Source organism: Streptomyces broussonetiae (assembly GCF_009796285.1).
GTDB lineage: Bacteria > Actinomycetota > Actinomycetes > Streptomycetales > Streptomycetaceae > Streptomyces > Streptomyces broussonetiae.
Genome location: NZ_CP047020.1, coordinates 4,652,125 through 4,678,547, shown reverse-complemented (window position 1 = coordinate 4,678,547; position 26,423 = coordinate 4,652,125). Strand labels below are relative to the sequence as shown.

At 70.8% G+C, this 26,423-nt stretch carries 24 protein-coding genes and 1 pseudogene; 13 read left to right on the top strand and 12 right to left on the bottom strand.

Translation table 11 applies throughout. The annotated features are described in order from the left end of the window. The 5 genes from GQF42_RS21675 (at window position 1) to GQF42_RS21655 (ending at window position 6,385) form a co-directional block, all read left to right on the top strand. Complete coding sequence (locus tag GQF42_RS21675; protein ID WP_158922382.1) at window positions 1–900, top strand: oxidoreductase; 900 nt, start codon at window positions 1–3, stop codon at window positions 898–900. Between the two features lie 933 nt (window positions 901–1,833). Beyond that, a complete protein-coding gene (locus GQF42_RS21670) occupies window positions 1,834–2,601 on the top strand; it encodes a trypsin-like peptidase domain-containing protein (protein WP_158922380.1) in 768 nt (255 codons plus the stop codon). Between the two features lie 49 nt (window positions 2,602–2,650). Next, window positions 2,651–4,414 (top strand): serine/threonine-protein kinase, encoded by a 1,764-nt coding sequence (locus GQF42_RS21665; RefSeq protein ID WP_158922378.1) that lies wholly within the window; start codon window positions 2,651–2,653, stop codon window positions 4,412–4,414. Between the two features lie 101 nt (window positions 4,415–4,515). Continuing rightward, window positions 4,516–5,472 (top strand): C40 family peptidase, encoded by a 957-nt coding sequence (locus GQF42_RS21660; RefSeq protein ID WP_158930408.1) that lies wholly within the window; start codon window positions 4,516–4,518, stop codon window positions 5,470–5,472. Between the two features lie 205 nt (window positions 5,473–5,677). Further along, window positions 5,678–6,385: a phosphatase PAP2 family protein gene (locus tag GQF42_RS21655; RefSeq protein WP_158922376.1), complete on the top strand. Its 708-nt coding sequence runs from the start codon at window positions 5,678–5,680 to the stop codon at window positions 6,383–6,385. Window positions 6,386–6,553: 168 nt separating this feature from the next. Here the strand turns inward: GQF42_RS21655 and GQF42_RS21650 are convergent, their stop codons facing one another. Continuing rightward, window positions 6,554–8,110, bottom strand: coding sequence for an FAD-binding oxidoreductase (locus GQF42_RS21650; protein WP_158922374.1), 1,557 nt, complete (start codon window positions 8,108–8,110; stop codon window positions 6,554–6,556). A gap of 362 nt (window positions 8,111–8,472) precedes the next feature. Here GQF42_RS21650 and pstS point away from each other — a divergent pair, with 362 nt between their 5' ends. The 4 genes from pstS (at window position 8,473) to pstB (ending at window position 12,625) form a co-directional block, all read left to right on the top strand. Next, window positions 8,473–9,606: a phosphate ABC transporter substrate-binding protein PstS gene (gene pstS / locus GQF42_RS21645; RefSeq protein ID WP_158922372.1), complete on the top strand. Its 1,134-nt coding sequence runs from the start codon at window positions 8,473–8,475 to the stop codon at window positions 9,604–9,606. 124 nt (window positions 9,607–9,730) lie between these two features. Next, window positions 9,731–10,738, top strand: coding sequence for a phosphate ABC transporter permease subunit PstC (gene pstC, locus GQF42_RS21640; RefSeq protein WP_158922370.1), 1,008 nt, complete (start codon window positions 9,731–9,733; stop codon window positions 10,736–10,738). Next, complete coding sequence (gene pstA / locus GQF42_RS21635; protein ID WP_158922368.1) at window positions 10,735–11,796, top strand: phosphate ABC transporter permease PstA; 1,062 nt, start codon at window positions 10,735–10,737, stop codon at window positions 11,794–11,796. Before pstC ends, pstA begins: the two co-directional genes overlap by 4 nt. Before the next feature lie 52 nt (window positions 11,797–11,848). Then, entirely contained in the window at window positions 11,849–12,625 is a 777-nt protein-coding gene (gene pstB, locus GQF42_RS21630; protein WP_158922366.1) for a phosphate ABC transporter ATP-binding protein PstB, read from the top strand. Window positions 12,626–13,315: 690 nt separating this feature from the next. Here pstB and GQF42_RS21625 read toward each other — a convergent pair. Beyond that, window positions 13,316–14,314: an inorganic phosphate transporter gene (locus GQF42_RS21625; RefSeq protein WP_158922364.1), complete on the bottom strand. Its 999-nt coding sequence runs from the start codon at window positions 14,312–14,314 to the stop codon at window positions 13,316–13,318. A 7-nt stretch (window positions 14,315–14,321) separates the two neighbouring features. Further along, window positions 14,322–14,942, bottom strand: coding sequence for a DUF47 domain-containing protein (locus GQF42_RS21620; protein WP_158922362.1), 621 nt, complete (start codon window positions 14,940–14,942; stop codon window positions 14,322–14,324). A gap of 251 nt (window positions 14,943–15,193) precedes the next feature. On the opposite strand from GQF42_RS21620, the gene GQF42_RS21615 reads away from it, so the two are divergent. Continuing rightward, complete coding sequence (locus GQF42_RS21615; RefSeq protein WP_158922360.1) at window positions 15,194–15,541, top strand: metal-sensitive transcriptional regulator; 348 nt, start codon at window positions 15,194–15,196, stop codon at window positions 15,539–15,541. A 36-nt stretch (window positions 15,542–15,577) separates the two neighbouring features. Here the strand turns inward: GQF42_RS21615 and GQF42_RS44995 are convergent, their stop codons facing one another. Then, window positions 15,578–15,736, bottom strand: a complete 159-nt coding sequence (locus GQF42_RS44995) for a hypothetical protein (protein ID WP_199273176.1) — start codon at window positions 15,734–15,736, stop codon at window positions 15,578–15,580. Between the two features lie 112 nt (window positions 15,737–15,848). Further along, window positions 15,849–16,730, bottom strand: a complete 882-nt coding sequence (locus GQF42_RS21610; protein WP_158922350.1) for a hypothetical protein — start codon at window positions 16,728–16,730, stop codon at window positions 15,849–15,851. Between the two features lie 159 nt (window positions 16,731–16,889). Here GQF42_RS21610 and GQF42_RS44990 point away from each other — a divergent pair, with 159 nt between their 5' ends. After that, window positions 16,890–17,063 (top strand): hypothetical protein, encoded by a 174-nt coding sequence (locus GQF42_RS44990; protein WP_199272749.1) that lies wholly within the window; start codon window positions 16,890–16,892, stop codon window positions 17,061–17,063. Here the strand turns inward: GQF42_RS44990 and GQF42_RS21605 are convergent. The 6 genes from GQF42_RS21605 to mshD form a co-directional block, all read right to left on the bottom strand. Beyond that, window positions 17,045–17,455: an NUDIX hydrolase gene (locus tag GQF42_RS21605; RefSeq protein WP_158922348.1), complete on the bottom strand. Its 411-nt coding sequence runs from the start codon at window positions 17,453–17,455 to the stop codon at window positions 17,045–17,047. The two genes, GQF42_RS44990 and GQF42_RS21605, sit on opposite strands and share 19 nt — an antisense overlap. Window positions 17,456–17,487: 32 nt before the next feature. Continuing rightward, window positions 17,488–18,555: a CHAD domain-containing protein gene (locus GQF42_RS21600; RefSeq protein WP_158922346.1), complete on the bottom strand. Its 1,068-nt coding sequence runs from the start codon at window positions 18,553–18,555 to the stop codon at window positions 17,488–17,490. Continuing rightward, on the bottom strand, window positions 18,536–20,890 hold the full coding sequence (locus tag GQF42_RS21595; protein ID WP_158922344.1) for an RNA degradosome polyphosphate kinase: 2,355 nt from the start codon (window positions 20,888–20,890) through the stop codon (window positions 18,536–18,538). The genes GQF42_RS21600 and GQF42_RS21595 overlap by 20 nt, the downstream gene beginning before the upstream one ends. Window positions 20,891–21,036: 146 nt before the next feature. Then, the gene (locus tag GQF42_RS47720) at window positions 21,037–21,462 is read right to left on the bottom strand and encodes a hypothetical protein (protein ID WP_199272748.1); all 426 of its coding nucleotides are present in this window, start codon (window positions 21,460–21,462) and stop codon (window positions 21,037–21,039) included. 109 nt (window positions 21,463–21,571) lie between these two features. Beyond that, entirely contained in the window at window positions 21,572–22,015 is a 444-nt protein-coding gene (locus tag GQF42_RS21585) for a GntR family transcriptional regulator (protein WP_158922342.1), read from the bottom strand. A gap of 100 nt (window positions 22,016–22,115) precedes the next feature. Then, window positions 22,116–23,042, bottom strand: coding sequence for a mycothiol synthase (gene mshD, locus GQF42_RS21580; protein WP_158922340.1), 927 nt, complete (start codon window positions 23,040–23,042; stop codon window positions 22,116–22,118). A 736-nt stretch (window positions 23,043–23,778) separates the two neighbouring features. Between mshD and GQF42_RS21575 the strand changes: the two genes are divergently transcribed. Together GQF42_RS21575 and GQF42_RS21570 are read left to right on the top strand one after the other, a co-directional pair. Then, entirely contained in the window at window positions 23,779–23,952 is a 174-nt protein-coding gene (locus tag GQF42_RS21575; RefSeq protein WP_158922339.1) for a hypothetical protein, read from the top strand. Next, a pseudogene (locus GQF42_RS21570) lies at window positions 23,927–24,594 on the top strand (ATP-binding cassette domain-containing protein); the annotation flags it as partial. The gene GQF42_RS21575 and the pseudogene GQF42_RS21570, both read left to right, overlap by 26 nt. Window positions 24,595–24,981: 387 nt before the next feature. Here GQF42_RS21570 and GQF42_RS21565 read toward each other — a convergent pair. Further along, window positions 24,982–26,394 (bottom strand): sensor histidine kinase, encoded by a 1,413-nt coding sequence (locus tag GQF42_RS21565; protein ID WP_375992746.1) that lies wholly within the window; start codon window positions 26,392–26,394, stop codon window positions 24,982–24,984. Window positions 26,395–26,423: the final 29 nt, after the last annotated feature.

Below are 26,423 nucleotides of genomic sequence, written 5' to 3'. Positions count from 1 at the left end.
ATGGCTGATACGAAGTGGAACGTGACCGACCTCCCCGACTTCAGTGGCCGTACGGCCGTGATCACCGGAGCCAACAGCGGCCTCGGCCTCGCGACGGCCCAGGCGCTGGCCCGGGCCGGGGCGCACGTGGTCTTCGCCGTACGGGACCTCGCGCGGGGCGGCGCCGCGGCGGCGCAGGCGGGCGGCAGCACGGAGGTGCGCCGGCTGGACCTGGCCGACCTGGACTCGGTACGGGAGTTCGCGGACGCCTGGGACCGTCCGCTGGACCTGCTGATCAACAACGCGGGCGTGATGATGCTGCCGGAGCAGCGGACGAAGCAGGGCTTCGAGATGCAGTTCGGCACGAACCATCTCGGGCACTTCGCACTGACCAACCTGCTGCTGCCGAAGGTGACGGACCGGGTGGTGACGGTGTCGTCCGGGCTGCATCGCGGGGGCGACGGGGTGATCCACTTCGAGGACGTGAACCTGCGCGGCCGCTACTCCCCGACCCGCGCCTACGCCCAGTCCAAGCTGGCCAACCTCCTGTTCACGCTGGAACTCCAGCGCCGCCTCACCGAGGCCGGATCCCCCGTGCGGGCCCTCGCCGCCCACCCCGGCTACGCGGCCACCAACCTGCAGAGCCACCATGCGAACCCGCTGGCCAGGGCCTTCATGGCCGTCGGCAACAAACTGCTGGCCCAGAGCGACCGGGCCGGTGCCCTGCCCACGCTCTACGCGGCGAGCCAGGACCTGCCCGGGGCGGCCTACGTCGGCCCCGCCGGCCTCGGCGAGATGCGCGGCGCCCCGACCCTGGTCGGCCGCAGCGCGGCGGCGAGTGACCCGGGGGCGGCCCGGCGGCTGTGGACCCTGTCGGAGGAGCTGACGGGGGTGGAGTGGGGGGTGAAGGCGGTGGGGTGAAGACGGCGGGGCGGGCGTGGGGTGCCCTTCCGGGGGCCGGTCCTCGCCAGGGCGGCCGACTGCCCCGTTCCGGCGGCTCGTGCCGCCAGGGCCCGCCGTTGCGGCTGCTGAGGGAAGGGCATGGCATGGCCGCGGTAATTCGGCTCGGCGTTCCCGTGCGGGGCAGGAGCTGAACGGGTCTCAACTGCCCTTCGCCCACAGGCGCCTGCCGAGGGGCGACGGGAGGGGCGGTGGGGACGGGAGGAGAGCCGGGCCGGCTCGTGGTGGCTGCTCGGGGCCGCCGCGGTTGCTGTCGGCGAACTGCCCTGTTTACGCACCGTCATCACTCCTGGCCGATGCCCGAAAGGCGGCGCTGCGGAGGCGGGATGGACGGCCGCCCGGTACCGTGACTACGAAGCCGGGACGCACGGGCGACCGCCGGCCGTGGCCCTCGGCCCGGCTGGGGATGCCTGTGCGGCGGTGGGCCGGGCGGATCGGTGGCACGGCAGGGCAGAGCACGCCAGGGCAGGGCACGGCAGGGTTACGGGTGTTGATGCTGGGCACACGGAGTCCGTGTTGCCGCCTCCCCGCAGTGGAAAGCGCGTTGGCGTCGTCCGGCGGCTCCGGGCGGCTCCGGTGACTTCGGCGGTGGCTCGGTGCGGTGCTGCCCGCGGGGCAGGGCGGGTGCGAGGTGCCGCGATCGCCGCCACGGCTGTCCCCTCCGCTTCCCTCTCCTCTCCTCTCCTCTCCTCCTCCGAAGGCGCGCCGAAAGTTCCTGAAGCCCCTCAAGCCTCTGAATTCGCGGAAGTCCGGGACATCCGCGACAAGGCAGGGCGGTACGCCCGTGACTTCCGCGGGTGATGGGGTGGCACAGCGCCCAACTGGAGGTTTCACAGGAAATTCTCAGTGAAGTCGCAGCGCCTTTCTCACGTTCGTGGGACAGAGTGGGGGGTGATGAAGCGCACCTCACGCATCACGCTCACCTCGCGACCCGCGTTGCTCGGCGCGGTGGTGATGCTCGCCCTGACCTCGGCGTCCGTAGCGGCCGCCGATGACGGGCCGGGGCCCCTCGGGGTGACCGCCGATGCCGGCGCGAACCGGCACACGGCGCGGATCGGCGCGCTCTTCGGCGCGGACCGGGCCGCGAGCCTCAAGGGCGGCCATTTCTGTACGGCTTCGGTCGTGCACAGTCCGCAGGGCAACCTCATCGTCACCGCGGCGCACTGCGTGGGCGGCGCCGACAACCTGCTCTTCGCGCCGGGCTACCGGGACGGGAAGGCGCCGTACGGGGTGTGGAAGGTGAGCAAGCGGTACCTGCCCGACGGGTGGGCCAAGGACCAGGACGAGGACAGCGACCTGGCCTTCGCCACCGTCGACGAACTGGGCGGCCGGCGGATCGAGAACGTGGTGGGCGGCAACCGCTTCACGGCAGGTACGGCCACCGGGGCCACCGCCGTGACGGTCGTCGGCTATCCCGACCACCGCGAGGTGCCGATCAGCTGCACCAACAAGCCGACCTCGCACAGCCGCACCCAGCAGCGCATCGCCTGCCCCGCGTTCACGGCGGGCACCAGCGGCAGCCCCTGGATCAACGGCGACAACCAGGTCGTCGGCGTCCTGGGCGGCCACGAACAGGGCGGCCTGACCGACGACGTGTCGTACAGCGTGGTGCTGGGCGGCGAGGCGTCGGAGCTGTACAGGGACGCGGCGAGCCGGGGGTGAAACCCCCGGACGGCCGTCCGGCAGGTGATCTTCATGGCAGGGTGTGTCCGTGGACGCACTCAGGCCGCAGGACCCGTCGCGGATAGGCACGCACACGCTTCTCGCCCGGCTCGGGGCGGGCGGGATGGGGCAGGTGTACCTCGGGCGCTCGCCCGGTGGCCGGCTGGTCGCCATCAAGGTGATCCGGGACGAGATCACCGGCCACCCCGAGGCCCTGGCCCGTTTCCGGCGCGAGGTGGAGACGGCGCGGGCGGTGCGCAGCGCCTACACGGCGAACCTGATCGACGCGTCGTTGGACGCGGCGCCCTACTGGCTGGCCACGGAATACGTCACCGGACCCACCCTCGCCCAGGCCGTCACCGACCGCGGCCCCCTGCCCCCGCAGACCTGCCGGGGCTTGTTCGCGGCCCTGGCGGAGGGGCTGGCGGCGGTCCACGAACACGGCGTGACACATAGGGATCTGAAGCCGCAGAACATCATCCTCTCCGCCCAGGGCCCCCAGCTCATCGACTTCGGAATCGCCCGCGCAGCGGACCGGACCGCCCTCACCGACGCCGGGTTCGCGCCCGGCACGCCCGGATTCACCGCGCCCGAGGTGCTGATGCGCAACCAGGTCGGTCCGCCGGCGGACGTGTTCGCCCTCGGTGCCACTCTCGCCCACGCGGCGACCGGTCGGGCGCCCTTCGGCTCGGGCGACCCCAACGGCGTCAGCTACCGCGCCGTCCACGAGCCCCTCGACGTGGCGGGCGTGGAACCGGAACTGGCCGCCCTGATCGAGGCATGCGCGGCCAAGCACCCCGCCGCCCGGCCGGGGCTAGCGGAGGTGATCGCACGCTGCGAGGTGCGCTCCGCGCTCGTGGAGGACCCGTCCTACGCCGGGCTCGCCGCCTTGGCGAAGCCTGTCCCGCAGACTCCGCCGGCACCGTTCGTACAGCCTGCCGGGCCGCCGGCCCCGCCGCCGGTACAGCAGCCGGCAGGGCCGCACGACCTGCCGACGATGGGACCCGTGTACGGCGGTCGGGGCTACTCGTACACGCCCACCCAGACGGCCCGGCCGGCTCCGCCGAGCCGGCGCCCGGGCAGGCGGTTGACGGTGGCCGTGGCGCTGGGGCTCGTGGTGGGCGTCGGGGCGGCCACCGCGGTGGTGCTCACCCAGAAGGGCAGCGACGGCGAGGACACCGCGCGGGACGGGTCTTCCGCGAGCGCGCCGGGCAGGGCGTCCAGCCCGCGGGCGACGGCCTCCAGAACCGCCACCGGCACGGGCGGCGCGCCCGCCTACGCGGGTGACAACATCGACCGGCAGTCCTGGAAGTCCTCGACGGGAGAGTGCCTGCTGCCTGCCGCGGAGCGGGCGCCCGAAGGCTTCGAGATCTCCGAGTCCGACCCCGACGACCCCAGCAAGGGCGGGGACCACCCGGTCTTCGACCACAAGGTGCGGATCGGGCTCTGGAACAAGGGCTACTCCGTGACCGCCGGGGCTTCCGGGACCCACGCCCCGTACTACGTGACGGTCAGTGTGAAGCCGCCGCACAGTATCGACCCGGGCACCGGGAAGCCCGCTGCAGGAGCGCTCTCGGCGAACGTGACGCTGGGCTACACCAGCACGCCCATCGACCTCTACGGCGGCGACCAGTCCGCCTGGAAGGACCTCGTCTACCCGGACGACTTCCGTTCCTGGTCGCCGGACGGGAAGAAGTCCTGGCCCGCCATCCCGCTCGCCAACGATCCCGGTGACTGGACGGTGCAGTGGCACCACATCCGCACGTCCGACGACTACAGCAGCATCATGTGTCAGGGCTTCACTGTGAAATGACGCCACATCACGCAAAAAGCGCCTTGAACCGTGCGGGCATGGGGGAAAGTTGAACCGTGCGGAAGGTATGGGTGATCGGTGGGGCGGCCGTCGGGCTCGGCATGGGCTTCGTCATGCTGCTCGTCGTCGGGGTGTACGTCGTCGCCGGGAACCTCCTCGGCGGGGTGACCTCGGGCGGCCGGGCGCTGGCCAAGGGGGCCGTGCCGGCCGCGTACCAGGGGCTCGTGCAGAAGTGGGGCAACCTCTGTCCGCAGCTCACCCCGGCACTGCTTGCCGCACAGCTGTACCAGGAGAGTGGCTGGAACCCGACCATCGTCAGCCCGGCCGACGCGCAGGGCATCGCGCAGTTCATCCCCAGTACGTGGGCCATCTACGGCATCGACGCCAACGGGGACGGCAAACGGGACGTCTGGGATCCCAACGACGCGATTCCGTCGGCCGCTTCGTACGACTGCCAGCTGGCCAAGGACGTGAAGGGCGTGCCGGGCGACGTCTCCGACAACATGCTCGCCGCCTACAACGCCGGTGCGTACCGGGTGATAAAGGCCGGAGGGGTGCCGTCCATCAGCGAGACGCAGGACTACGTCAAGCGCATCCGCAGCCTGTCGCAGAGCTTCGCCGCGCCCGTCAGCCGGATCGACCCCACCCAACAAGCCGCCGGCGCCATCGACTTCGCGCAGAGCAAGCTCGGTACGCCGTATCTGTGGGGTGGGGAGGGGTCGGTCGAGCAGGGTGGGCGGTTCGACTGTTCGGGGCTGACGCAGGCCGCGTACCAGAAGGTCGGGATCACGCTGCCGCGGGTGGCCAACGACCAGTACAACGCCGGTCCCCATCCGTCGCGCGATCAGCTGCTCCCGGGTGACCTCGTGTTCTTCTCCACCGACCTCAGCGATTCGCGGGCCATTCATCACGTGGGGATCTACGTCGGCGGCGGGTACATGATCGATGCTCCGCGCACCGGTGCCGTGATCCGGTTCGATCCCATCGACCTGCCCGACTATTTCGGCGCCACACGCGTCACCGCGGATGGCGCAAAAGCGCTCCCCACAGCGGTGTGAACCGAGCGTGAACCCACCCCCTGAGCTGCGATGATGAGTCTCTCTTCGATAACGTCTGGGTGATCTTTCAGTGGAGAGTGGAACGTATTGATGAGGGCTGTGCGTTCCTGTTGACGTAGCCGAGCGGAAGCGGGTCTACGCACCACGGGGGTAGGAGCGGCGCACATGAGGTGCGTCCGGTAGACGACGAAGGGGCCACAGCACCATGGCTGTACTCGCCGAATCCGGATCGAACCCCGACGTCGGCCTGCTCTACGACATCAACGGCCTGGCCAAGGACGCTCCGCACTGGTTCGACCGGATCATGGAGTTCGTCGGTGAGTACGGCCTGTTGCTCGCCATGGTCCTGCTCGTGCTGTGGTGCTGGTGGTCCGTACGGCGCCGGGGCGGTGAGGACGCCGCGTCCTCCGTCGCCGCGCTGGTGTGGGCGCCGCTGGCCGCCGGTGTCGCCGTACTCGTCAACATCCCCATCCGGGGTTTCGTGGCACGGCCCCGGCCGTTCGTCGAGCACCAGGGGCTCGACGTCCTCGTCTCCGGCAAGACCGACTTCTCCTTCGTCAGCGACCATGCCACGCTCACCATGGCCCTCGGGGTGGGGCTGTTCGTCGCCAACCGCCGCTTCGGTATCGCGGGGATCTGCCTCGCTCTGCTGGAAGGCTTCTGCCGGGTCTACATGGGCGTGCACTACCCGACGGACGTCGTCGGCGGCTTCGCCCTCGGTACGGCGGTCGCCCTGCTGCTGTCCCCGGCGGCCATGGCGCTGCTCACGCCGCTGATGCGGGCGGTCGAGCGCTCGCCGCGGGCGGGCCGGCTGGTACGGCGTCGGCCGGTGGCGGAGGACGGCACGGACGGGACGCTGCTGCCGAGCGCGCGTACGTGCCTGGAGAACGAGGAGCGGGATCTGGCGGCCTAGCGGCCCTGCGGCTCAGCGGCCTTGCGGCTCAGCGGCCACGCCGCCCGTCCTCCGCCCTCTTCCCTCTCGCGTTCCTCCGCCCTCCCTCCTCCCGGCTCCACCTGCCCCTCCCCTGCCCCTCCCCAGGTCGATCGGCCCGTTTCCGGGAGAGGCACGGGCGGGTGTGGGCTACAGGCCCTGGGCGTAGGAGAAGAAACGCTGCGGGTCGTACTGCTTCTTCACCTTGCCCAGGCGGGTCGACGCGTCGCCGTAGTACGCGGTGCGCCAGTTCTTCAGGGTGGGGTCGGTGTAGTTCTGGTAGGCGGCGCCGGAGGCGTACGGCCGCATCGCGGTGTGGGCCGAGGCCAGCCAGGACTGCGCCGTGGTGCCGGAGGCCCCGGCGCCCCAGGACGTGAAGTACTGGGCCAGCATGCGCGAGCGGCGGTGGACGAAGGCCGTCGCCGTGGGGCTGACGCGGTTGACCGCGCCGCCGAGGGCGGTGAAGGCGACGCTGCCCCCGCCGCCGCGCACCGCCGCGATCTGGCGCAGCACCGTCTGGATGCCGGCCGCCGACAGCGAGCGGTCGAAGAAGTCGGAGCAGGCCGCGTACGTGTCCCGGTCGAGCACACCCTGCGGGGAGCGGCCGGGGGTGGAGCCCGGCAGGTGGCATTGGGCCTGGCCGGAGAAGGAGGAGCAGCCGGCGTAGACCTCCATCGCCTCCTCGTAGCCCCGGCGGTGCAGGGTCACGGAGGTGGCGTTCGTGCCGGCCGCGTGGGCGAGGCGGTCCACGGCGTTCTGCAGCTCGCCGTAGGTGCCGAGCGAGAAGCAGGACACCGAGACGGTGGGGGTGCGGCCCGGGGAGCATTCGAGGTGCAGGGACGACCAGATCTCGTCCGGCTGGCTCGGCCCCCACTCCTGCCAGGCCTTGAGCACCGCGGCCGCCTTCGCCCACGGCCACGTCATGTAGGCGGTGACCGCCTGCGGCGCCGGGTGGGTCCTGAAGTGCAGTTCGGTGACGACGCCGAAGTTGCCGTTGCCCGCGCCGCGCAGCGCCCAGAAGAGGTCGGAGTGGGACGACGCGTTCGCCGTCACCTGGGTGCCGTCGGCCGTGATCACCGTTGCCTGGGTGAGGTTGTCGCAGGTCAGGCCGTAGGCGCGGGAGGCGACGCCGTGGCCGCCGCCGAGCACCAGGCCGGAGACGCCGACGGTGGGGCAGGAGCCCGCGGGTATGGTCACGCCCTTCGCGGCCAGCCCCCGGTAGACGTCGATCAGCTTGGAGCCGGCGCCGACGACCGCCTGCCCGCCGCTGACCCGGATGCTGTTCAGCCGGGAGACGTCGAGGATGAGGCGGTTGTCGCCGGAGGAGTAGCCGGCGTAGGAGTGGCCGCCGTTGCGTATGGAGACCTTCAGGCCGTGCGCCTGGGCGTAGGAGAGGGTGGTGCGTATGTCGTCGGGGTGCGCCGCATAGGCGACCGCGGCGGGCCTGAGGCCGTCGAAGCGGGTGTTGTACAGCTGGTGCGCCGTCTTCCAGGCCGCGTCGCCGGGCCGGATCAGGGTGCCGTCCAGGTCACGGGCGAGGGCCGCCCAGTTCGCCGCGGCGCTCTGGCTGGTGGTTTTCAGGGAGGTGAGGGACGATGAGCCCGTGGCGGCCGAAGTGCTGGACCTGCCTGAGCCCGAGCTGCACCCGGTCAGTGCGGTCGCGGTCAGTGCGGCCGCGCCGCCCGCGATGAACGTACGCCGTTCCATGCCCATCGTCTGCTGTCGCCTTTCCCCAGTTCCCCCGGGCCTCCTTGGCCCTTCCCGGGGTGAGACGACACCCTGGGCACGAAAGTTCGTAACAGTTCGCACACAGGGAAACGAACGCCGAAGACGTGTGGACGTAACCCAACCGTCGGAACCTACGCGTGCTCTCCGCGTAAGCATTCCGTGACCTAACCGGGCCGACGGCAGGGGTTCACCTCTCGTTCACTTCCGGCCATCGGCGGCTTCACCTGTTCTGCCTAATTTCGGCCGTACCCGGTGCAGAGTGCGGCCATGAAGCGCTCACGCACTGACGACTGACTTCGCACGCCGCCGACCGCGGCGGCTCCTGGAAGGAACTCCCGAAAGTGAAGCTTCAGCGCAAGAACCGGCTGCGCGCCGTCTCCCTCGGTGCGATCGCCGTCTCCGGCGCCCTGGCCCTGACGGCGTGCGGCTCCGACGACAACGGTGGCGGTTCCAAGTCGTCGGGCAATCCGTCCTCGGCGACCAACGCCTCCTCCATCAAGTGCGACGGCGCCAAGGGGCAGCTGCTGTCGGACGGCTCTTCCGCGCAGAAGAACGCGATCGACGCCTGGGTCAAGAACTTCTCGCAGGCCTGTGGCGTGCAGATCAACTACAAGGCCGGCGGCTCCGGCGCCGGTGTGACCGCGTTCACCCAGGGCCAGATCCCGTGGGCCGGTTCGGACTCCGCGCTCAAGCCCGCGGAAGTCACCGCCTCCAAGAAGGTCTGCGCCGGCGGCCAGGGCATCGACCTCCCGATGGTCGGCGGCGCCATCGCCATCGGTTACAACCTGAACGGCGTGGACAACCTGGTCCTGGACGCCCCGACCCTTGCCAAGATCTTCGACGGCAAGATCAAGAACTGGAACGACCCGGCGATCGCCGCCCTGAACAAGGGCGTGAAGCTCCCCGACCTGAAGATCCAGGCCTTCCACCGCTCGGACGACTCCGGCACCACGGACAACTTCACCAAGTACCTGAAGGCCTCCACTCCCGACAACTGGAAGTACTCGGGCGGCAAGACCTGGCAGGCCTCCGGCGGTCAGTCCGCCGCCCAGTCCTCCGGTGTGGCCCAGCAGGTCAAGCAGACCAACGGCGCCATCGGCTACTTCGAGCTGTCCTACGTCGGTGACGGCGTCAAGGCCGCCAGCATCGCCACGGGTGCCGCCCAGCCGGTCGCCCCGAGCACCGACAGCGCCACCAAGGCCATCGCCGCCGCGAAGGTCGTCGGCACCGGCAAGGACCTGTCGCTGAAGCTCGACTACAACACCAAGGTCGACGGCGCCTACCCGATCACCCTGGTGACGTACGAGATCGCCTGCGACAAGGGCAACAAGGCCGACACCCTGCCCACCGTCAAGTCCTTCCTCAACTACATCGCGTCCGAGGACGGCCAGAAGATCCTCAGCGGCATCAGCTACGCGCCGATGCCCGACGAGATCATCGGCAAGGTCCGCAGCACCATTGCGGGCCTGAGCTGATCTGATCCGAGAGTGCGGTCCGGTTCCCGCGGTCCTACCGCGGGCCGGGCCGCACCGTCCGGTGCACCGCCGCCACGAGTCGCAGACCCCGGGAGGGGAGCGGCTCCGCAGACCGGAGAACCCGATGGACATATCGACCAAGACAACTGACGCATCTCCCCCCGCCCCCCAGCCGGCCGAGGCCGGGCAGAAGCGGAACGGCCGTGGCACCACCCGCCCCGGTGACCGCATCTTCCTGGGCCTGTCCCGCGGCTCGGGCGTCCTGCTGCTGGTGATCATGGCCGCGATCGCGGTCTTCCTCACCTATCGCGCATGCCTCGCGATCAGCAAGGACCACACGAACTTCCTGACCACCTTCGAGTGGAACACCAACCTCATCCCGCCGTCCTTCGGCATCGCCGTCCTGGCCTTCGGCACGGTGGTCTCCTCGCTCGTCGCCATGGTCCTGGCCGTGCCGGTCGCGGTCGCCATCGCGCTGTTCCTCACGCACTACGCCCCGCGCAGGCTGAGCGGTCCCGTCGGGTACGTGATCGACCTGCTCGCCGCCGTGCCGTCCATCGTCTACGGCCTGTGGGGCGCCCTGGTGCTCGTGCCGCACCTGAACGGCCTCTTCGGCTGGCTGAACGACTACTTCGGCTGGACCGGCATCTTCTCCTGGGACGGTGGCGCGCCCCGCTCGATGCTCACCGTGGGCATCCTGCTCGCGATCATGATCCTGCCGATCATCACCAACGTGAGCCGTGAGGTCTTCCGCCAGGTGCCGCAGATGCACGAGGAAGCCGCGCTCGCCCTCGGCGCCACGCGCTGGGAGGTGATCCGGATGGCCGTGCTGCCCTTCGGCCGCTCCGGTGTGATCTCCGCCTCCATGCTCGGCCTCGGCCGCGCCCTCGGCGAGACGATGGCCGTCGCCACCGTGCTCTCCCCGGACTTCACGCTCCACGCCAGCCTGCTCAACCCGGGCGGCGGCACCTTCGCCCAGAACATCGCCAGCAAGTTCGGCGAGGCGACGCAGGACGGCCGTGACGCGCTCATCGCCTCCGGTCTCGTCCTGTTCGTCATCACCCTGCTGGTCAACGGCGCGGCCCGTGCGATCATCGCCCGCCGCAAGGAGTACTCGGGGGCCAACGCATGAGCACCGCAGCCGTCACCGACAAGCGTCCGAGCACGCTGCGCAGCGCCAGCCTGCCCAAGTGGTCGCCCTGGGCGATCGCGGCCGGCTCCATCGTCGTCGCGGTGGGCATCGGCCTGGGCGCCGGACTGAGCAGCAAGGTCGAGTGGGGTCTGATCGCCGCGATCCTGTTCATCCTCGGCACCTACGGCGTCGCGGCCCGCGTGGAGGGCCGCCGTCAGGCCAAGGACCGGGTCGTCACCGCCCTCGTCTGGGTCGCCTTCCTGCTCGCGCTCATCCCGCTGGTCTCGCTGATCTGGACCACCGTCAAGCGCGGTGTGAAGGTCCTGGATCCCTTCTTCCTCACCCACTCGATGGGCATCGTCGCCGACTCCGAGCCGGGCGGCGGTATCTACCACGCCATCATCGGCAGCCTGGAGCAGGTCGGTCTCGCCACTGTGATCGGCGCCCCGATCGGTGTCCTCACGGCCGTGTACCTGGTGGAGTACGGGCGGGGCGGCCTTGCCCGGGCGGTCACCTTCTTCGTGGACGTGATGACCGGTATCCCGTCGATCGTCGCGGGTCTGTTCATCCTCAGCCTGATGCTGATGGGCAACATGCAGCCCTTCGGCTTCGCGGGCTCGCTGGCCCTGGCCATCCTGATGATGCCGGTCGTGGTCCGCTCCACGGAGGAGATGCTCAAGCTCGTACCGAACGAGTTGCGCGAGGCGTCCCTGGCGCTCGGCGTGCCCAAGTGGCGCACCATCCTCAAGGTGGTCCTGCCGACCTCGATCGGCGGCATCACCACGGGCATCATGCTGGCGATCGCCCGTATCGCGGGCGAGACGGCGCCGATCCTGCTGCTGGTGTGGGGTAACTCCTTCATCAACAACAACCCGTTCTCGGGTGCGCAGCAGGCCCTGCCGCTGTACATCTACCAGCAGTACGCGAACAGCTCGGGCTCGACCGCGGCGTACGACCGCGCCTGGGCGGCTTCGCTGACGCTGATCGCCTTCGTGATGATCCTCAACCTGGTGGCCCGCGGTATCGCCCGCTGGAAGGCCCCGAAGACCGGTCGCTGAGTCGCGGCCACTCTCGGCGACTGATCAAAGACTTATCGGAAGTGAAGTGGACATGGCCAAGCGAATCGACGTAAGCGGACTGACCGCCTACTACGGCTCCCACAAGGCGATCGAGGACATCTCGATGACCGTCGAGCCGCGTTCGGTGACGGCGTTCATCGGGCCCTCCGGTTGCGGCAAGTCGACGTTCCTGCGCACGCTGAACCGGATGCACGAGGTCACCCCGGGTGGCCGCGTGGAAGGCAAGGTACTGCTGGACGACGAGGACCTGTACGGCGCCGGCGTCGACCCGGTGTCGGTGCGGCGCGAGGTGGGCATGGTGTTCCAGCGCCCGAACCCCTTCCCCACGATGTCGATCTACGACAACGTGGCGGCGGGTCTGCGCCTGAACGGCAGCTACCGCAAGAGCGAGCTGAACGACATCGTCGAGAAGTCGCTCAGGGGCGCGAACCTCTGGAACGAGGTCAAGGACCGCCTGAGCAAGCCGGGCTCCGGTCTGTCGGGTGGCCAGCAGCAGCGTCTGTGCATCGCCCGTGCCATCGCGGTGGAGCCCAAGGTCCTCCTGATGGACGAGCCCTGCTCCGCCCTGGACCCGATCTCCACCCTCGCCATCGAGGACCTGATCGGTGAGCTGAAGGAGCGCTTCACGATCGTCATCGTGACGCACAACATGCAGCAGGCGGCGCGTGTCTCGGACCGTACGGCGTTCTTCAACCTGGCTGCCGTCGGCCAGCCGGGCCGCCTGATCGAGATCGACGACACCGAGCGGATCTTCTCCAACCCGTCCGTCCAGGCGACGGAGGACTACATCTCGGGTCGCTTCGGCTGAGCCGAGGCGCCTACCGGAACCCCTCGCGGTGCTGCATGGCGGTGCCACCGCGAGGACGCAAAGGGCCCGCCCCTGGCTCCCGGGGGCGGGCCCACTGCGTTCGGCCCTGGCCTTGGCTCCGGTCGTGCTCGGGCTCTGGCCTTGGCTCTGGGGCCGGTATGGGCTTTGGCCGTGTTCCGGATCTGGCCCTTTCTGTGGCTTCGGGCTCGGTGCTGTGGCTCTGGCTCCGGTCCTCGCCGGGGCTCCGGCCTTGGCTCTGGGCCCGGTATGGGCTTTGGCCGTGTTCCGGATCTGGCCTTGGCTCTGGCTTCGGCTTCGGTGCTGTGGCTCTGGCTCGGGCCCTCGCCCTGGCTCCGGCCTCCGCCTCGGCCTCGGTCCTGCGGCTCCGGTCCTGCGGCTCCGGCCTCGGCCTTGGCTCCGGCCCTGCTCCGGCTGGGGCCTTGATCCCGGCCCCGCCGGTGCTTCACCCCTGGTCCCTCTCTCCCCCTCTCCCCACGCACCCGACCCGGTCGGCCGGAAGGCCTGTCGATTGGGTGGTAGCTCGGGCGGCCGGGCAGACGGTTCCGGGCAGTGGAACGCCCACCCTCCTGTCCGGCTTCTCGGCCGGGCGAGACGGGTGGGCGGTGGGCGAAGGGGCGTGGGGCGGAAGGGGCGCGCGAAGGGGTGGTGGGCGGGAGGCGAGACGGCCGGTCAGAGCACCGTCAGCCTCAGCACTCCGTAGGCCAGCGCCGCGACCAGGCCGGCCGCCGGCATCGTGATGAACCAGCCCAGGACGATGTTCTTGGCGACGCCCCAGCGGACGGCGTTGACGCGCTTGGTCGCGCCCACGCCCATGATCGCCGAGGTGATGACATGGGTCGTGGAGATCGGTGCCTTGAAGAGGAACGCGGTGCCGAACATGATCGACGCGCCGGTGGCCTCCGCGGCGAAGCCCTGCGGCGGGTCCAGCTCGATGATCTTGCGGCCCAGGGTGCGCATGATGCGCCAGCCGCCGGCGTAGGTGCCCAGCGACAGCATCACCGCCGAGACGATCTTCACCCACACCGGGATCGGATCGCCGAACGTCTCGTGGCCGGAGATCACCAGGGCCATCACGACCACACCCATGGTCTTCTGGGCGTCCTGGAGGCCGTGGCCGAGGGCCATGCCCGCCGCCGAGACCGTCTGCGCTATGCGGAAGCCGCGCTTGGCCTTGTGCGGGTTGGCCCGGCGGAAGATCCACATGATCGCCAGCATCACCAGGTAGCCGACGACCAGGCCGACCACCGGGGACAGGAACATCGGCACGATGATCTTGTCGATGACGCCGTTCCAGTGCACCGCCGTACCGCCGGCCAGCGCCGCCCCCACCAGGCCGCCGAACAGGGCGTGGGAGGAGGACGAGGGGAGGCCGAAGTACCAGGTGACCAGGTTCCAGGCGATCGCGCCGAGCAGGGCCGCGAAGAGGATGCCCATCCCGGTCGAGCCGGCGGGCGTTTCGATGAGGCCTTCGGAGACCGTCTTGGCGACACCGGAGCCCAGGAAGGCTCCCGCCAGGTTCATCACCGCGGCCATGGCCAGGGCCGCGCGCGGGGTGAGCGCACGGGTCGACACCGAGGTGGCGATCGCGTTCGCCGAGTCGTGGAAGCCGTTCGTGTACGTGAAGAAGAGCGCGACCAGGATGGTCACGATGAGGGCGAAGGTGTCCATCGACGCCTCAGGACTCCTTGACGGCGATGGTCTCCACCGTGTTCGCCACGTGCTCGAACGCGTCCGCCGCCTCTTCCAGGACGTCCACGATCTGCTTGAGCTTGAGCACCTCGATCGCGTCGTACTTGCCGTTGAAGAGGTGGGCCAGCAGCTTGCGGTGGATCTGGTCCGCCTGGTTCTCCAGGCGGTTGACCTCGATCCAGTACTCGGTGAGGTTCTCCAGGGTGCGCAGGTGCGGCATCGCCTCGGCCGTCAGCTCGGCCGCCCGGGCCAGCACCTCGATCTGCTGCTCGACGCCCTTGGGCAGTTCCTCGATGTTGTAGAGGACGACCAGGTCGACGGCCTCCTCCATGAAGTCCATGATGTCGTCGAGGGATCCGGCGAGAGAGTAGATGTCCTCGCGGTCGAACGGCGTGATGAACGAGGAGTTCAGCTGGTGGAAGATCGCATGCGTGGCATCGTCACCCGCGTGTTCCGCGGCCCGCATACGCTCTGCGATCTCGGCTCGGGCAGGTGCGTCCGCCCCGAGCAGTTCCATCAGGAGTTTCGAGCCGGTGACGATGTTGTCCGCGGATGCGGCGAACATGTCGTAAAAGCTCGTCTCCCTGGGGGTCAGACGAAAGCGCACGTGGGGTCCTCGGGGTGCTTCGGTTTCGGTCAGGCTGATGCTAGGCGCATCATCCGGCCACGGCTAATGGGCCGCATCCCAGTGTCGCCCATCAGGCACAGTGATCAGCACGGGGGCGTACCAAGGGCCCCATACCCAGCAAAATTCGTTACCATATACCCACTAGGGGTATGCAAGCGCAATTGTGACCATTGCTTGATCCACCGCCCGGTGATCCATCGCCCGATCCATCGCCCGACAGGGAGGCCGCTATGACGACGACCGAGGCCGGCGCCACGGCCCCTGCGGAGGGCGCGGGTCACGACGCTCCCGCCGCCACGCACGGCTATCACAAGCAGAAGGACGAGCACCTCAAGCGGCTGCGCCGGATCGAGGGGCAGATCCGCGGGCTGCAGCGGATGGTCGACGAGGACACGTACTGCATCGACATACTCACCCAGGTCTCCGCCTCCACCAAGGCGCTGCAGTCCTTCGCGCTCCAGCTGCTGGAGGAGCACCTGCGGCACTGTGTCGCCGACGCGGCCCTCAAGGGCGGTGACGAGATCGACGCGAAGGTGGACGAGGCGACGAAGGCGATCGGCAGGCTGCTGCGCACCTGAACCGCCGCTGCCCGCCGCCCCGGTGTCCCCGTGTTCCTAGGCTTCCCGCTCCTCGGAGACCCGCAGCACCTCGTCGATGCTCTCCAGGCTGAGCCGGTCCTCGGCGGCCGAGGCCGCGATGATCAGCTCTCCGCACAGCTCGATCTCGGCGAGGGCCACGTGGTCCTGAACCGCTGTGCCGCCGACCGGAGCCACCTGTCTCACCTCTTCTCTGCCGTCACCGACTTCCTAGAGTAGGCAGCGCTCTACACACCGCGCATGGCACGGACGGGCTAGTTCACAGGTGGCGCACCGGACTAGTGCAAGGCTAGTGCGATGGCTTGTTTTCGCCGGTGCCTGCGCCCGCGTCCTCGGCGATCCGGCCCGCGTAGATGTCCTGCGGGCGCGGCAGCCGGATGCCGGCGGCGACACCGAAGTCGTACAGCAGCGTGGTCGAGGCGACTGCCACGGGAGTCTTCTGCAGGCCGTTGACGAAGCTGAAGCGCTGCCTGAGCTTGCGGATGCGGCCCTGGTCGTCCAGGTACGCGTCGAACGGCACTTCGGCCGTGGCGAACCCTTTCGCCGCCGCGGCCAGGGCCGCCCGGTTCGCGGCGGAGGCATGCAGGGCGGCGGCGGCCAGGTCCGCTGTGCCCCGGTAGTGCCGTACGGCGGTCCCGGCGACCTCGGTCCGGCCGACGTAGGACGCCGTGCGCGTGCCGCGCAGCACCTCGGCCGCCGCGAACGGGTCGGTCGCGCCACCGGTGACCAGATTGCCGTCGGACACCCCGGCCGTGTCCACCCGCACCCACTTGTCGGCGGGCACGCCGGCGCCCCGGTTCTTCATGAACAGGGCGCCCGGGGCGAGGAGTTCGGTGATGGGCTGGTGCTCGACGGTGCCCGCGGGGTCCTCGGGCAGGACGACCGTGAGCCGGCCGAGCCGGTGCCGGTAGTCGTAGACCCCCTTGCCGCGGATGGTGACCCGGGTGCCGCCGGTGGCCATCTCCATGGAGGTGGTGGCCTTGGAGCTGACCGCGCCGCTCAGCGTGTCGGCCGCCCGCCGGAGCAGCGCGACCGGATCGCCCGCGCCCTTGACGTCGTCGGCGGCGGCCCGGCTGTCCGAACAGCCCGTGGCACCCGCTCCGAGGCCGATCAGGATGCCCACCGCGACGACCGTCCCGCCCGCGCGTCTGTGCTGCTGCCGCCGATCCATCGCCTGCCTACCCCCAAGCCGGTACGTCCGTCACGGGCCCCCTGTCGTACCGGTTAACGACGGGTAGGGAGCACCGTCACGCGTCGGGGCGGGTGCACGGGAGGCGTAAGGAAGGCGGAGGGAGGGCGCAGGGAAGGCGCAGGAGTACCGTGGTGCGGTGTGGCGCAGCAGGACGGGCCGGAGCGGGTACGGCAGCAGCAGGAGCACCTCACCTCGACGACGGAGAAGGGCCCGTTCTGTACGGCCCGCTGTACCTGCGGCTGGAGAGGTCCGGCCCGGCGGGCCCGCAGCCAGGCCCGTACGGACGCGGAGGCTCACACCGCCAGTGCGTGAAGGGCGTCTTCCACCAGGTCCCGGTCGCGGGGCTGGGTGAGGCGGCTGCGCGCGGCGGCGGGGGAGAGCCACAGGATGCGGTCCACCTCGTCGTTCGGCGTGAAGCGGCCGGACACCGCCCGGGCCGCCCAGTAACGCACCTGCTTGGGGCGGCCGTTGGCCAGGTAACGCACCGTCGGCAGCTCGGCGCCGGGCTCGGCCGTGTACCCGGTCTCCTCCGCGACCTCGCGCAGGGCACCGACGAGCGGGTCCTCACCCCGCTTGAGCTTGCCCTTGGGGTGGGACCAGTCGTCGTACTTGGGCCGGTGGACCAGGCAGATCTCCAGGTCCCCGGCGACCGGGGAACGGCGCCACAGCACGCAGCCGGCCGCCTGGACCAAGGTGTCGTTCACACCGCCTCCTCGGGGAAGCCCGGCGCGGGGCTTCAGGGTGCGCTGATGATCTGCTTCTGCCAGGCCTGCTGGAACGCGAACCTGGCCGCCTCCACCTCGTGCCGCTGGTCGGCGTGGAGCACCCCGAGCGCATAGGCCGTCGCCGGCGCGATGCGCGGGGTGCGGGCCGCCTGCGCGGCCGCGGCGGCGGCCTCCGAGGCGTCCCGGTGCCGGTTGAGTGCCTGCCCCGCCGCCAGCAGCCGGACGTCCACCACCGGGCCTCCGCCGTGCAGCACCTCGCAGGCGTAGCGGTGCAGGCGCAGCAGCAGCCGGACCTGGTGCCAGGGGCCGTCCTGGGGGTGCGGGGACGGATCCGGGGACAGTCCGTGGACCAGGGCCTCCGCGTTGTACGGGTGGCCCGCGGTGACCAGGGGGAGCGCTGCGATCGCGTCTGTCAGCCGTTCCTCCGCAGCGGCTGCCAGGGGACGCAGGTCGGTGGTGGGGGCGGTGAGGGTGAGAGGCACTTCGCTGGCCAGCACGGCGACCTTGTCCGCGACCGCGTGGAAACGGCTCGACCCCAGCGCCTGCAGGGCGGTGGAGTGGGCTCGCGTCCGGGCGAGGGTGAGCTGGCGCTCCAGCAGCGCGCCCGCTTTGGCCGCGCCCACCGTCAGGTTGCCGCGTTCCGAGGCGGGCGCCGGGCCGCTTGTGCCGCCGGGCACGGCGGCCAGGGCGGCGTCCACCGCCTGCGCGGGGAGCGTCGCCGCCCCCGACAGCCGGTGCAGTGCCAGCAACAGCCTTTCCAGGCGGGCCTCGTAGGCGTGCTCGAGGCCCAACGTGCCGGACAGCCAGGCCAGTTCGGGGCGCATTGCCTCGGACCAGTCAGAGTCGAGGAGGGGGCGGAAGGTGTGCAGGCTGCCGCTGATGCGGCGGGCCGAGCGGCGCAGCAGGCGCGCCGCGTCGACGGACTCCTCCGCGCCGCTCGCCTGGCTGCCCCCGGTCTCCCGGTGCAGGCGCAGCGCGCGGAGGAACTCCGTGGCCTGGGCGCGCAGATACGCCGCGAGGGCGTCCCCCGTCGCCACGCCGGCCGTGGGGTCCGTCGGGTCAAGGTGTTGCTGTGCCACGCCGGCGCCTCCGGGCGTCTATGAGCATCTCCTGGACGTTGCGCAGGGGCTGTCCGTCCGCGTCGGTCGCATGCCGGGTCCACTCGCCGTCGGGGCCGAGGTGCCAGGAGGCCGTCGTGTCGGACATGCCGGTGTCGAGCAGCCGGTTCAGGGCCGCCCGGTGGGCCGGGTCCACGACGCGGACCAGGGCCTCTATCCGGCGGTCGAGGTTGCGGTGCATCATGTCGGCGCTGCCGATCCACACCTCGGGCTCCCCGCCGTTGCCGAAGATGAACACCCGCGAGTGTTCGAGGAACCGGCCGAGTATGGAGCGCACCCGTATGTTCTCCGACAGGCCCGGGACACCAGGGCGGATCGCGCAGATGCCGCGCACCCAGACGTCGACCGGCACGCCTGCCTGGGAGGCCCGGTAGAGGGCGTCGATGACCGCCTCGTCGACCATCGAGTTGACCTTGATGCGGATGAAGGCCGGGCGGCCCGCACGGTGGTGCTGGACCTCCTTGTCGATCCGCGCGATCAGGCCGTCCCGCAGCGACTTGGGTGCCACCAGCAGCCGGCGGTAGGTCTCGCGGCGCGAGTACCCGGACAGCCGGTTGAACAGGTCGGACAGGTCCGCGCCGACCTGCGGGTCGGCGGTGAGCAGGCCCAGGTCCTCGTACAGACGGGCCGTCTTGGGGTGGTAGTTGCCCGTGCCGACGTGGCTGTAGCGGCGCAGGGTCTCGCCCTCCTGGCGGACCACCAGCGACAGCTTGCAGTGCGTCTTCAGGCCGACCAGCCCGTAGACGACGTGGCAGCCGGCCTCCTCCAGCTTCTTCGCCCACTTGATGTTGGCGTGCTCGTCGAAGCGGGCCTTGATCTCGACCAGGACGAGGACCTGCTTGCCGGCCTCGGCGGCGTCGATGAGCGCGTTGACGATCGGGGAGTCGCCGGAGGTGCGGTACAGGGTCTGCTTGATCGCGAGGACGTCCGGGTCGTCGGCCGCCTGCTCGATGAAGGCCTGCACGGAGGTGGAGAAGGAGTCGTACGGGTGGTGCAGGAGCACGTCCCGCTGGCGCAGGGCGGCGAAGATGTCCGGCGCCGACGCCGACTCGACCTCGGCGAGGTCACGGTGGGTGCCCGCGACGAACTTCGGGTACTTCAGCTCCGGGCGGTCCAGGCCGTGGATGCGGAACAGGCCCGTGAGGTCCAGTGGACCGGGCAGCGGGTAGACCTCTGCCTCGCTGATCTTCAGCTCGCGCACCAGCAGGTCGAGCACCTCGCGGTCGATGGACTCCTCGACCTCCAGGCGCACCGGCGGTCCGAAGCGGCGCCGCATGAGTTCCTTCTCCAGGGCCTGGAGCAGGTTCTCGGCGTCGTCCTCCTCCACTTCGAGGTCCTCGTTGCGGGTGAGCCGGAAGGTGTGGTGCTCGAGCACCTCCATGCCCGGGAACAGCTCTTCCAGGTGCGCGGCGATGATGTCCTCGATGGGGACGTACCGGCCGGGGCTGGACTCCAGGAAGCGGGACAGCAGCGGCGGCACCTTCACGCGCGCGAAGTGCTTGTGGCCGCTGACCGGGTTGCGTACGACGACGGCCAGGTTCAGGGAGAGGCCGGAGATGTACGGGAAGGGGTGCGCGGGGTCGACGGCCAGCGGGGTCAGCACCGGGAAGATCTGGTGCCGGAAGAGCGTGAAGAGCCGGGCCTGTTCCTTTTCGGTCAGCTCCTGCCAGCGGACGAGGTGTATGCCCTCCTCGGCGAGTGCGGGGGCGACGTCCTCGTGGTAGCAGGCGGCGTGCCGGGCCATCAGCTCGCGCGAGCGGGCCCAGATCATCTCCAGCACCTCGCGCGGCTGCAGCCCGGAGGCGGACCGCGTGGCCACGCCGGTGGCGATACGGCGCTTGAGACCGGCCACCCGGACCATGAAGAACTCGTCCAGGTTGCTGGCGAAGATCGCGAGGAAGTTCGCGCGCTCCAGCAGCGGGGTGTTCGGGTCCTCGGCCAGCTCGAGGACGCGCTCGTTGAAGGCGAGCCAGCTGCGCTCCCGGTCGAGGAAGCGGCCCGAGGGCAGGGGGGTGCCGTCGCCCGGTGCCTCCTCGTAGGCGTCGAGGTCAGCGTCGATGTCGGGCTCCAGGTCGGAGACCGTGGCGGCGACGGTGTGAGGGCGGTGCGCGGCGAGGGAGCCCACGGGGGGCTGGGGGTGCTGGACCGGTGCCTGGGCGTCTTGCTGACTCATGACCCCATTCTTCCGCGCCACAGGGGTGACGGGCGCGTCGGAACGTGCGGGCGGGAGCGTCAAGGCCCCGTTCGTCGCGGTCCCCTCGGGAGGCGGCGAAGGCTCTGGCACGGCGGGCTTCATTGGCCGAGCGTCGCAAGCTTGGCTGAATCAATGGTTACGGAGACATGACGTGCTGGATAGCGCGGGGTAGCGCCCCGAAGGGGTGCGCAGAACTGCGCGCTCAGTCACGACGGGTCCGCAGTCGTGCGGCGGACCCGTCGTGGCAGTCAACCGGCCTGCCGCCGCGGCACCGCGTAGGCACCGGCGGCAGCGGCACCTGCGAGAACGACCACCATCGCGGTGGCGGCCAGCTGCAGCTCCCAGAACCCGGGCAGCGCTCCCCGCAGCGGCTTCCACAGCTCCCGCAGATACAGCCGTACCACCAGCGTGACCCCGAGACCCACGGTCAGCGCAGGCAGCGTACGGCGCAGGGCAAGCCCGGCCAGGGCGCCGGCGGCCAGCGCGAACAGCGTCAGTGCCGGCAGCAGCGGGCCGCGCGGGATGAACACCCGGTCCCAGCTCCAGTTGGTGACGAGGACGTCCTGGTCGGCGCCCCAGATCCGGCCGAAGGCCACGGCGAGGACGGTGGCGCCGGTGAGCAGCGCCGTTGCGGCCACGGTGAGCTGGCGGCCGGCGGTCCGGGACTCGACCACGGTGTGCCCGCCGAGACCGGCGGCCGGGGCCGTGCCGGTGATCCGGCGGTGGGCGGCGCGCAGGTCGTCTATCTCCCCGGCCGGCCGGATCCGGCCGCCGCCTCGGCCCTCAGTGCCGTGTCGGTCGTGACGGGTCTCCCTGGAAGTGCGTGTCGCCTGCGGTGATGTGCTGGTCGTGTCCGGCGAAGTGCCGGTCGAGTACGGCGGTGAAGAGCGCGGCCACGTCGTCCCGGTCCAGCCCGGCGGCGCGCGCCCTTGCGGCCCAGGACTCCAGCTCGGTGCGGAGCGGGGAGTCGGCCGGGGCGGTGCCGAGCGAGCGCCGCACGAAGGTGCCGAGCCCGCGCCGGGCCTCCACGAGTCCCTCCCGTTCCAGCTCCCGGTAGGCCTTCAGGACGGTGTTGGGGTTGATCGCGGTGACCTCCACGACCTCACGGGCCGTGGGCAGCCGGTCTCCCGGCTTGAGCAGGCCCATGCGCAGGGCCTGTTTGGTCTGCTGCACGATCTGGACGTAGGTGGCCACCCCGCTGTGCCGGTCGATGCGGTATTCGACCACGCGTCCACCACCCTTTCACTAATTGAGTAGTGAAAGGGTGGTGGAAGAGAGGGGCGGCCGTCAAGACGGCCGCCCCTCGTGTGCCTCGGGGTCGGGTATGTCAGGTCTCGGAGCGGTACATCAGGTCCGTCTCGTATGTGGTGAACCCCAGCCGCTCGTACACCGACACCGCCGCCTGGTTGTCGGCGTCGACGTACAGCATCGCGGTCGGCAGGCCCTGCGCGGCCAGGTGCCGCAGGCCGATCGTGGTGAGCGCCTTGCCGAGCCCACCGCCCTGCTCGCCGGGCCGCACCCCGAGGACGTAGACCTCGCCGAGTCCCTCCTCGGCGTGCACCTTGGTCCAGTGGAAGCCGACCAGCTCGCCGCCCCGCTCGGCGAGGAAGAACCCGGCCGGGTCGAACCACGGCTCGGCCTTGCGGTCGTCCAGGTCGCGCTGGCCCAGCGAGCCCTGCTCCGGGTGGTGGGCGAAGGCCGCCGCGTTGACCGTGAGCCAGGCCGTGTCGTCCTTGCCGGGCACGAAGGCGCGTACGTTCACACCTTCCGGCAGCTTGGGGTCGGGCAGCTCCAGGTCGGTCAACGGCCGCCGCATCTGGCGCAGTTCACGGAACAGGGTCAGGCCGAGCACCTGGGCGAGGTGCCGGGCGGCGGGGTGCCCGCCGTGCGCCCACACGCGCAGCCGCTTGCCGGAGGCGGCGAGCAGCGCGGCGCCGAGCGCACGGCCGTGCCCGTGCCCGCGGAGCGCGGGGTGGACGACGAGTTCGGCGGCCGGCGCCTCCACCGGGTCGGTGTCCTCCAGCTGGGCGTAGCCCACGAGTTCGCCGTCGACGGTCAGCAGCAGATGCGAGACGCCCTCCCGGGCGCCTCCGCGCAACTGCAACCGCCCCTGCTCGGACACCGGCTGCTGCCCGTCGGCCCGAACGGCCTCGCCGAGCAGGGCCAGCACGGCCTCGGCCTGGTCCGGGGTGAGCGCGGAGCGGGTCTCGATGGAGCGGGCTGGGAAGGCTCGTGCGGTGTCGTCGCTGCTCATGCGTATGAGGGTACGGGGCGGGTGGGGGCCTGGCCCTGATCTCGGTAAGTTCTATGCGAAGTGTATTTCGGTTCCGCGATTTCCCTGCGAAATGGGCACGGCGGTAATTGATCGACCTCTCCTTGGATTCGGCATTTCCCGGGCCGGTGACGCCGTAATGTTTTCCGTGTCGAAAGCGAACGATGTGAACGACGCGGACGGTGCAGAAGAGAACCTGAGAGACCGAACAGAGAGGTCATCGTCATGAGCTTCCACAAGATCGTCCCGGTGAAGAAGACCCGCAAGCCCGCCCCGGCCCCGGAGCACCGGAAGCGCGAGCCGAAGAAGCACGAGCCCAAGCGCCCGGTCGGCCACAAGTAAGTCGCCGTCATCACGCGATAAACGCGGGCTGGGAATCAACCAAGAATCTGGGAGGGGAATTCCATGTCTTTCCGCAGGCTCGCCCCCGTCAAGAAGCACTGCAAGCCCGGCCCGGAGCCGAGGAAGCCGGCGCCGAAGAAGCCCGCGCCGCGCCGCCGCCCGGTCGGCGACAAGCACTGAGACGACAAGCACTGAGACGACAAGCGCCGAGACGACAAGCGCCGAGACGACGGGCGCCGGGACAACGGGCGCCGAGTCGATCCGTCGTGAGGCGGGGTCACCGGTCATGACGAGGTCGCACCGGTGGCCCCGCCTCGGCCGTGTCCACGAACGGTGGACCTCGGCCCGTGTCCACCGCTGTGGAAAGGAGTCGTCGATGCTGAGGGAAGCCCGGGAGGCCTTCAGCCGGTTCTGGCCGCTGACCCGCGGGGACCGCGGGTGGCTCGGCGCGATCATCGGCTGCGTGGTCGTGGTCGTGGTCGTGGTCGTGGTCGCGCTCGCCGAGACCGCCGCGATCCCGCTGCGTCGAACTCGCCGCACAGCCAGGTGAGTTGGTGATCGTCACCGGTCCGAGTGGCGCCGGCACGTCCACTCTCGCCGCGCTCCTCACCCGCCGCTACGACCCCTCGGCCGGCACGATCACCCTGGACGGCGTCCCTCTCACGGATGTGCCCCTGCGCTTCCTGCGCGAGCAGATCGCCCTGCTGCCGCAGCAGACCCTGATCCTCAACGGCACCATCCACGAGAACATCGCCTGCGGCCACCCCGGCGCGACGGACGCCGAGATCGAGCGGGCGGCCCGGGACGCGGCGGCGCACGACTTCGTCACCGCCCTGCCCGACGGCTACGACACGCACATCGCCCCCGGCACCGCAGCCCTCTGGGGCGGCCGGCTGCAGCGCATCGCCATCGCCCGCGCGATGCTGCGCCCGTCCCCGGTCCTCGTCCTGGACGAGCCGACCTCCGGACTGGACGCGCGCCGTCCGCCAGGTGGGTCCAGCCGCTGCGCCGTCTGATGCCCGACCGTACGGCGATCATGATCACCCACGACCTGTCCCTCGCGCCCGACGCCGACCGGATCCTGGTCGTCGACCGCGGCCGGCTCGTGGAGACGGGAGCGCACGCGGAACTCGTGGGCAGGGGCGGCGCGTACGCCCGGCTGGCGGCGCCGCTGCCGGAGGCGGTCGCGTGATCGTGCCCGCAGGCGCCGACGGCGGTGAGGTGGAGGGCGACGTCCGCGGTGGCGCCGTCGTCCTCCCCCGAGGTGTCGGTGAAGCCGTGCCGGCCGGCCTCGGGGCGGGCGCGGCGCGGGGCGGTGGCTCATGGTGAGGTCGGTCGGGCCGGCAAGCCGCCGGACGGTGAGCCGATCGCGGCCTGCCCGGCCGCCCGCTCACCGTCGGGGCGCCCTCGATCACGCCGGGACGGGCCACCGGGCGCTGGTCACCCCGGTGCCGGAGCGCCTTGCCCGTGTCGAGGTGGCCGGGGGTGGGCCGGTTCGCGGCCGGCAGCCGCTGCTGGGTGGCGTCGGCGTCGGCGCCTGCGCAGCCGGCCGGAGCCGGATCGACCCCGGCCGGGGTGTTCAGGCTGTCGTCGTGCCCGGCGGAGGCATGGGCGCCCCGGGCAGTCGTACCGTCGCCACCGTGCCGCCGCCCTCCGCGCGGGTCAGGGTGACCTCGCCGCCCGCCTGCTGGACCGTGCGGGCCACGATGGACAGGCCGAGGCCCGAGCCGGGCAGGGCGCGGGCGCTGGGGGAGCGCCAGAAGCGGTCGAAGACGTACGGGAGTTCGTCCTCGAGGATGCCGGGGCCGTGGTCGCGGACGGTCAGCACGCCGTCGGTCAGCCGTACCTCGACCGTGCCGCCCTCGGGGCTGAACTTCACCGCGTTGTCGAGGATGTTGACGACCGCCCGCTCCAGCGCGGACGGCTCCGTGCGGACGTACCAGGGCTCCAGGTCCGCCTTGATCGTCAGCTCCGGCCCGCGCAGCCGTGCCCGGCGCAGGGCCGCCTCGACGGTGTCCAGCAGCGGCACCACCTGGACCCGCTCACCGCGCTGGCCCTCCGCGCGGGACAGCTCCTGCAGGTCGCCGATCAGCGAGGCCAGTTCGGTCATCTGGGCCTTCACCGAGGCGAGCAGGGCCTTGCGGTCCGCCGGCGGGATCGGGCGGCCGGTCTCCTCGCTGCGGGTGAGCAGTTCGATGTTCGTGCGCAACGACGTCAGGGGCGTGCGCAGTTCATGGCCGGCGTCGGCAATCAGCTGCTGCTGCAGCTCACGGGAGCTGGCCAGCGAGGCGGTCATCGAGTTGAAGGACCGGGACAGACGGGCCACCTCGTCCTCGCTGTCGTCCTCCACCGGGATCCGGATGGTCAGGTCCTCGGTCCGCGCGACATGCTCCACCGCCTCGGTGAGCTTGTCGACGGGCCGCAGCCCGGCCCGCGCCACGGCGAGCCCGGCGGCACCCGCGCCGAGTACTCCTATGCCGGAGACGAGGAGGAGGACGAGGGCCAGCTCGTTCAGGGTCTTCTCGGTGTTCCTGAGCGGGACGGCGGTCATCCAGGCGGCATCGGGGTACACCCGGGGCACACCGTTCGTGATCACGATGAGCGGCATGGTGAGCACCCGCACGTCGTTGCCCTCGCTGTCGACGCCGTTGCGCAGGATGCCGCCCTGGCCGATGTCGCGCCCGACCACCGAGCGGTCGGCCGCGGTGGTCCGCACCACGCCGGTGGAGTCCGCCGAGACACAGGCCGTGCCGTCCGCCTTGACCAGCTGCGAGTAGACGGTGTCATGGGCCCGCAGGCCGCTGTACGTGGAGTCCGTCGGCTTCTGCGGGCACGCGGTCAGCAGGTCGAGCACCTGCCCGGCCTGCACGGGACGCTGCGACGACTTCTGCAGATCCTCGTCGACCAGGTCGTACAGCTTGCCCTGCACGATGAACCAGCAGGTCACCGAGACCGCCGCCACCGCGAACGCCACCGCCGCCGCGACCAGCATCGCCAGCCGGGCCCTGATGGGCAGGGACC

Excerpts from the sequence above, each read along its gene's own strand:
- GQF42_RS21660 (WP_158930408.1), top strand. The coding sequence starts at position 4,516 with ATGGGCTTCGTCATGCTGCTCGTCGTCGGGGTGTACGTCGTCGCCGGG.
- GQF42_RS21575 (WP_158922339.1), top strand. The coding sequence starts at position 23,779 with ATGCTGAGGGAAGCCCGGGAGGCCTTCAGCCGGTTCTGGCCGCTGACC.
- pstB (WP_158922366.1), top strand. The coding sequence starts at position 11,849 with ATGGCCAAGCGAATCGACGTAAGCGGACTGACCGCCTACTACGGCTCC.
- GQF42_RS21625 (WP_158922364.1), bottom strand. The coding sequence starts at position 14,314 with ATGGACACCTTCGCCCTCATCGTGACCATCCTGGTCGCGCTCTTCTTC.
- pstC (WP_158922370.1), top strand. The coding sequence starts at position 9,731 with ATGGACATATCGACCAAGACAACTGACGCATCTCCCCCCGCCCCCCAG.
- GQF42_RS21670 (WP_158922380.1), top strand. The coding sequence starts at position 1,834 with ATGAAGCGCACCTCACGCATCACGCTCACCTCGCGACCCGCGTTGCTC.
- GQF42_RS21650 (WP_158922374.1), bottom strand. The coding sequence starts at position 8,110 with ATGGAACGGCGTACGTTCATCGCGGGCGGCGCGGCCGCACTGACCGCG.
- GQF42_RS21655 (WP_158922376.1), top strand. The coding sequence starts at position 5,678 with ATGGCTGTACTCGCCGAATCCGGATCGAACCCCGACGTCGGCCTGCTC.
- mshD (WP_158922340.1), bottom strand. The coding sequence starts at position 23,042 with ATGAGCAGCGACGACACCGCACGAGCCTTCCCAGCCCGCTCCATCGAG.
- GQF42_RS21565 (WP_375992746.1), bottom strand. The coding sequence starts at position 26,394 with ATGCTGGTCGCGGCGGCGGTGGCGTTCGCGGTGGCGGCGGTCTCGGTG.
- GQF42_RS21595 (WP_158922344.1), bottom strand. The coding sequence starts at position 20,890 with ATGAAGCCCGCCGTGCCAGAGCCTTCGCCGCCTCCCGAGGGGACCGCG.
- GQF42_RS21675 (WP_158922382.1), top strand. The coding sequence starts at position 1 with ATGGCTGATACGAAGTGGAACGTGACCGACCTCCCCGACTTCAGTGGC.
- pstA (WP_158922368.1), top strand. The coding sequence starts at position 10,735 with ATGAGCACCGCAGCCGTCACCGACAAGCGTCCGAGCACGCTGCGCAGC.
- GQF42_RS21615 (WP_158922360.1), top strand. The coding sequence starts at position 15,194 with ATGACGACGACCGAGGCCGGCGCCACGGCCCCTGCGGAGGGCGCGGGT.
- GQF42_RS21610 (WP_158922350.1), bottom strand. The coding sequence starts at position 16,730 with ATGGATCGGCGGCAGCAGCACAGACGCGCGGGCGGGACGGTCGTCGCG.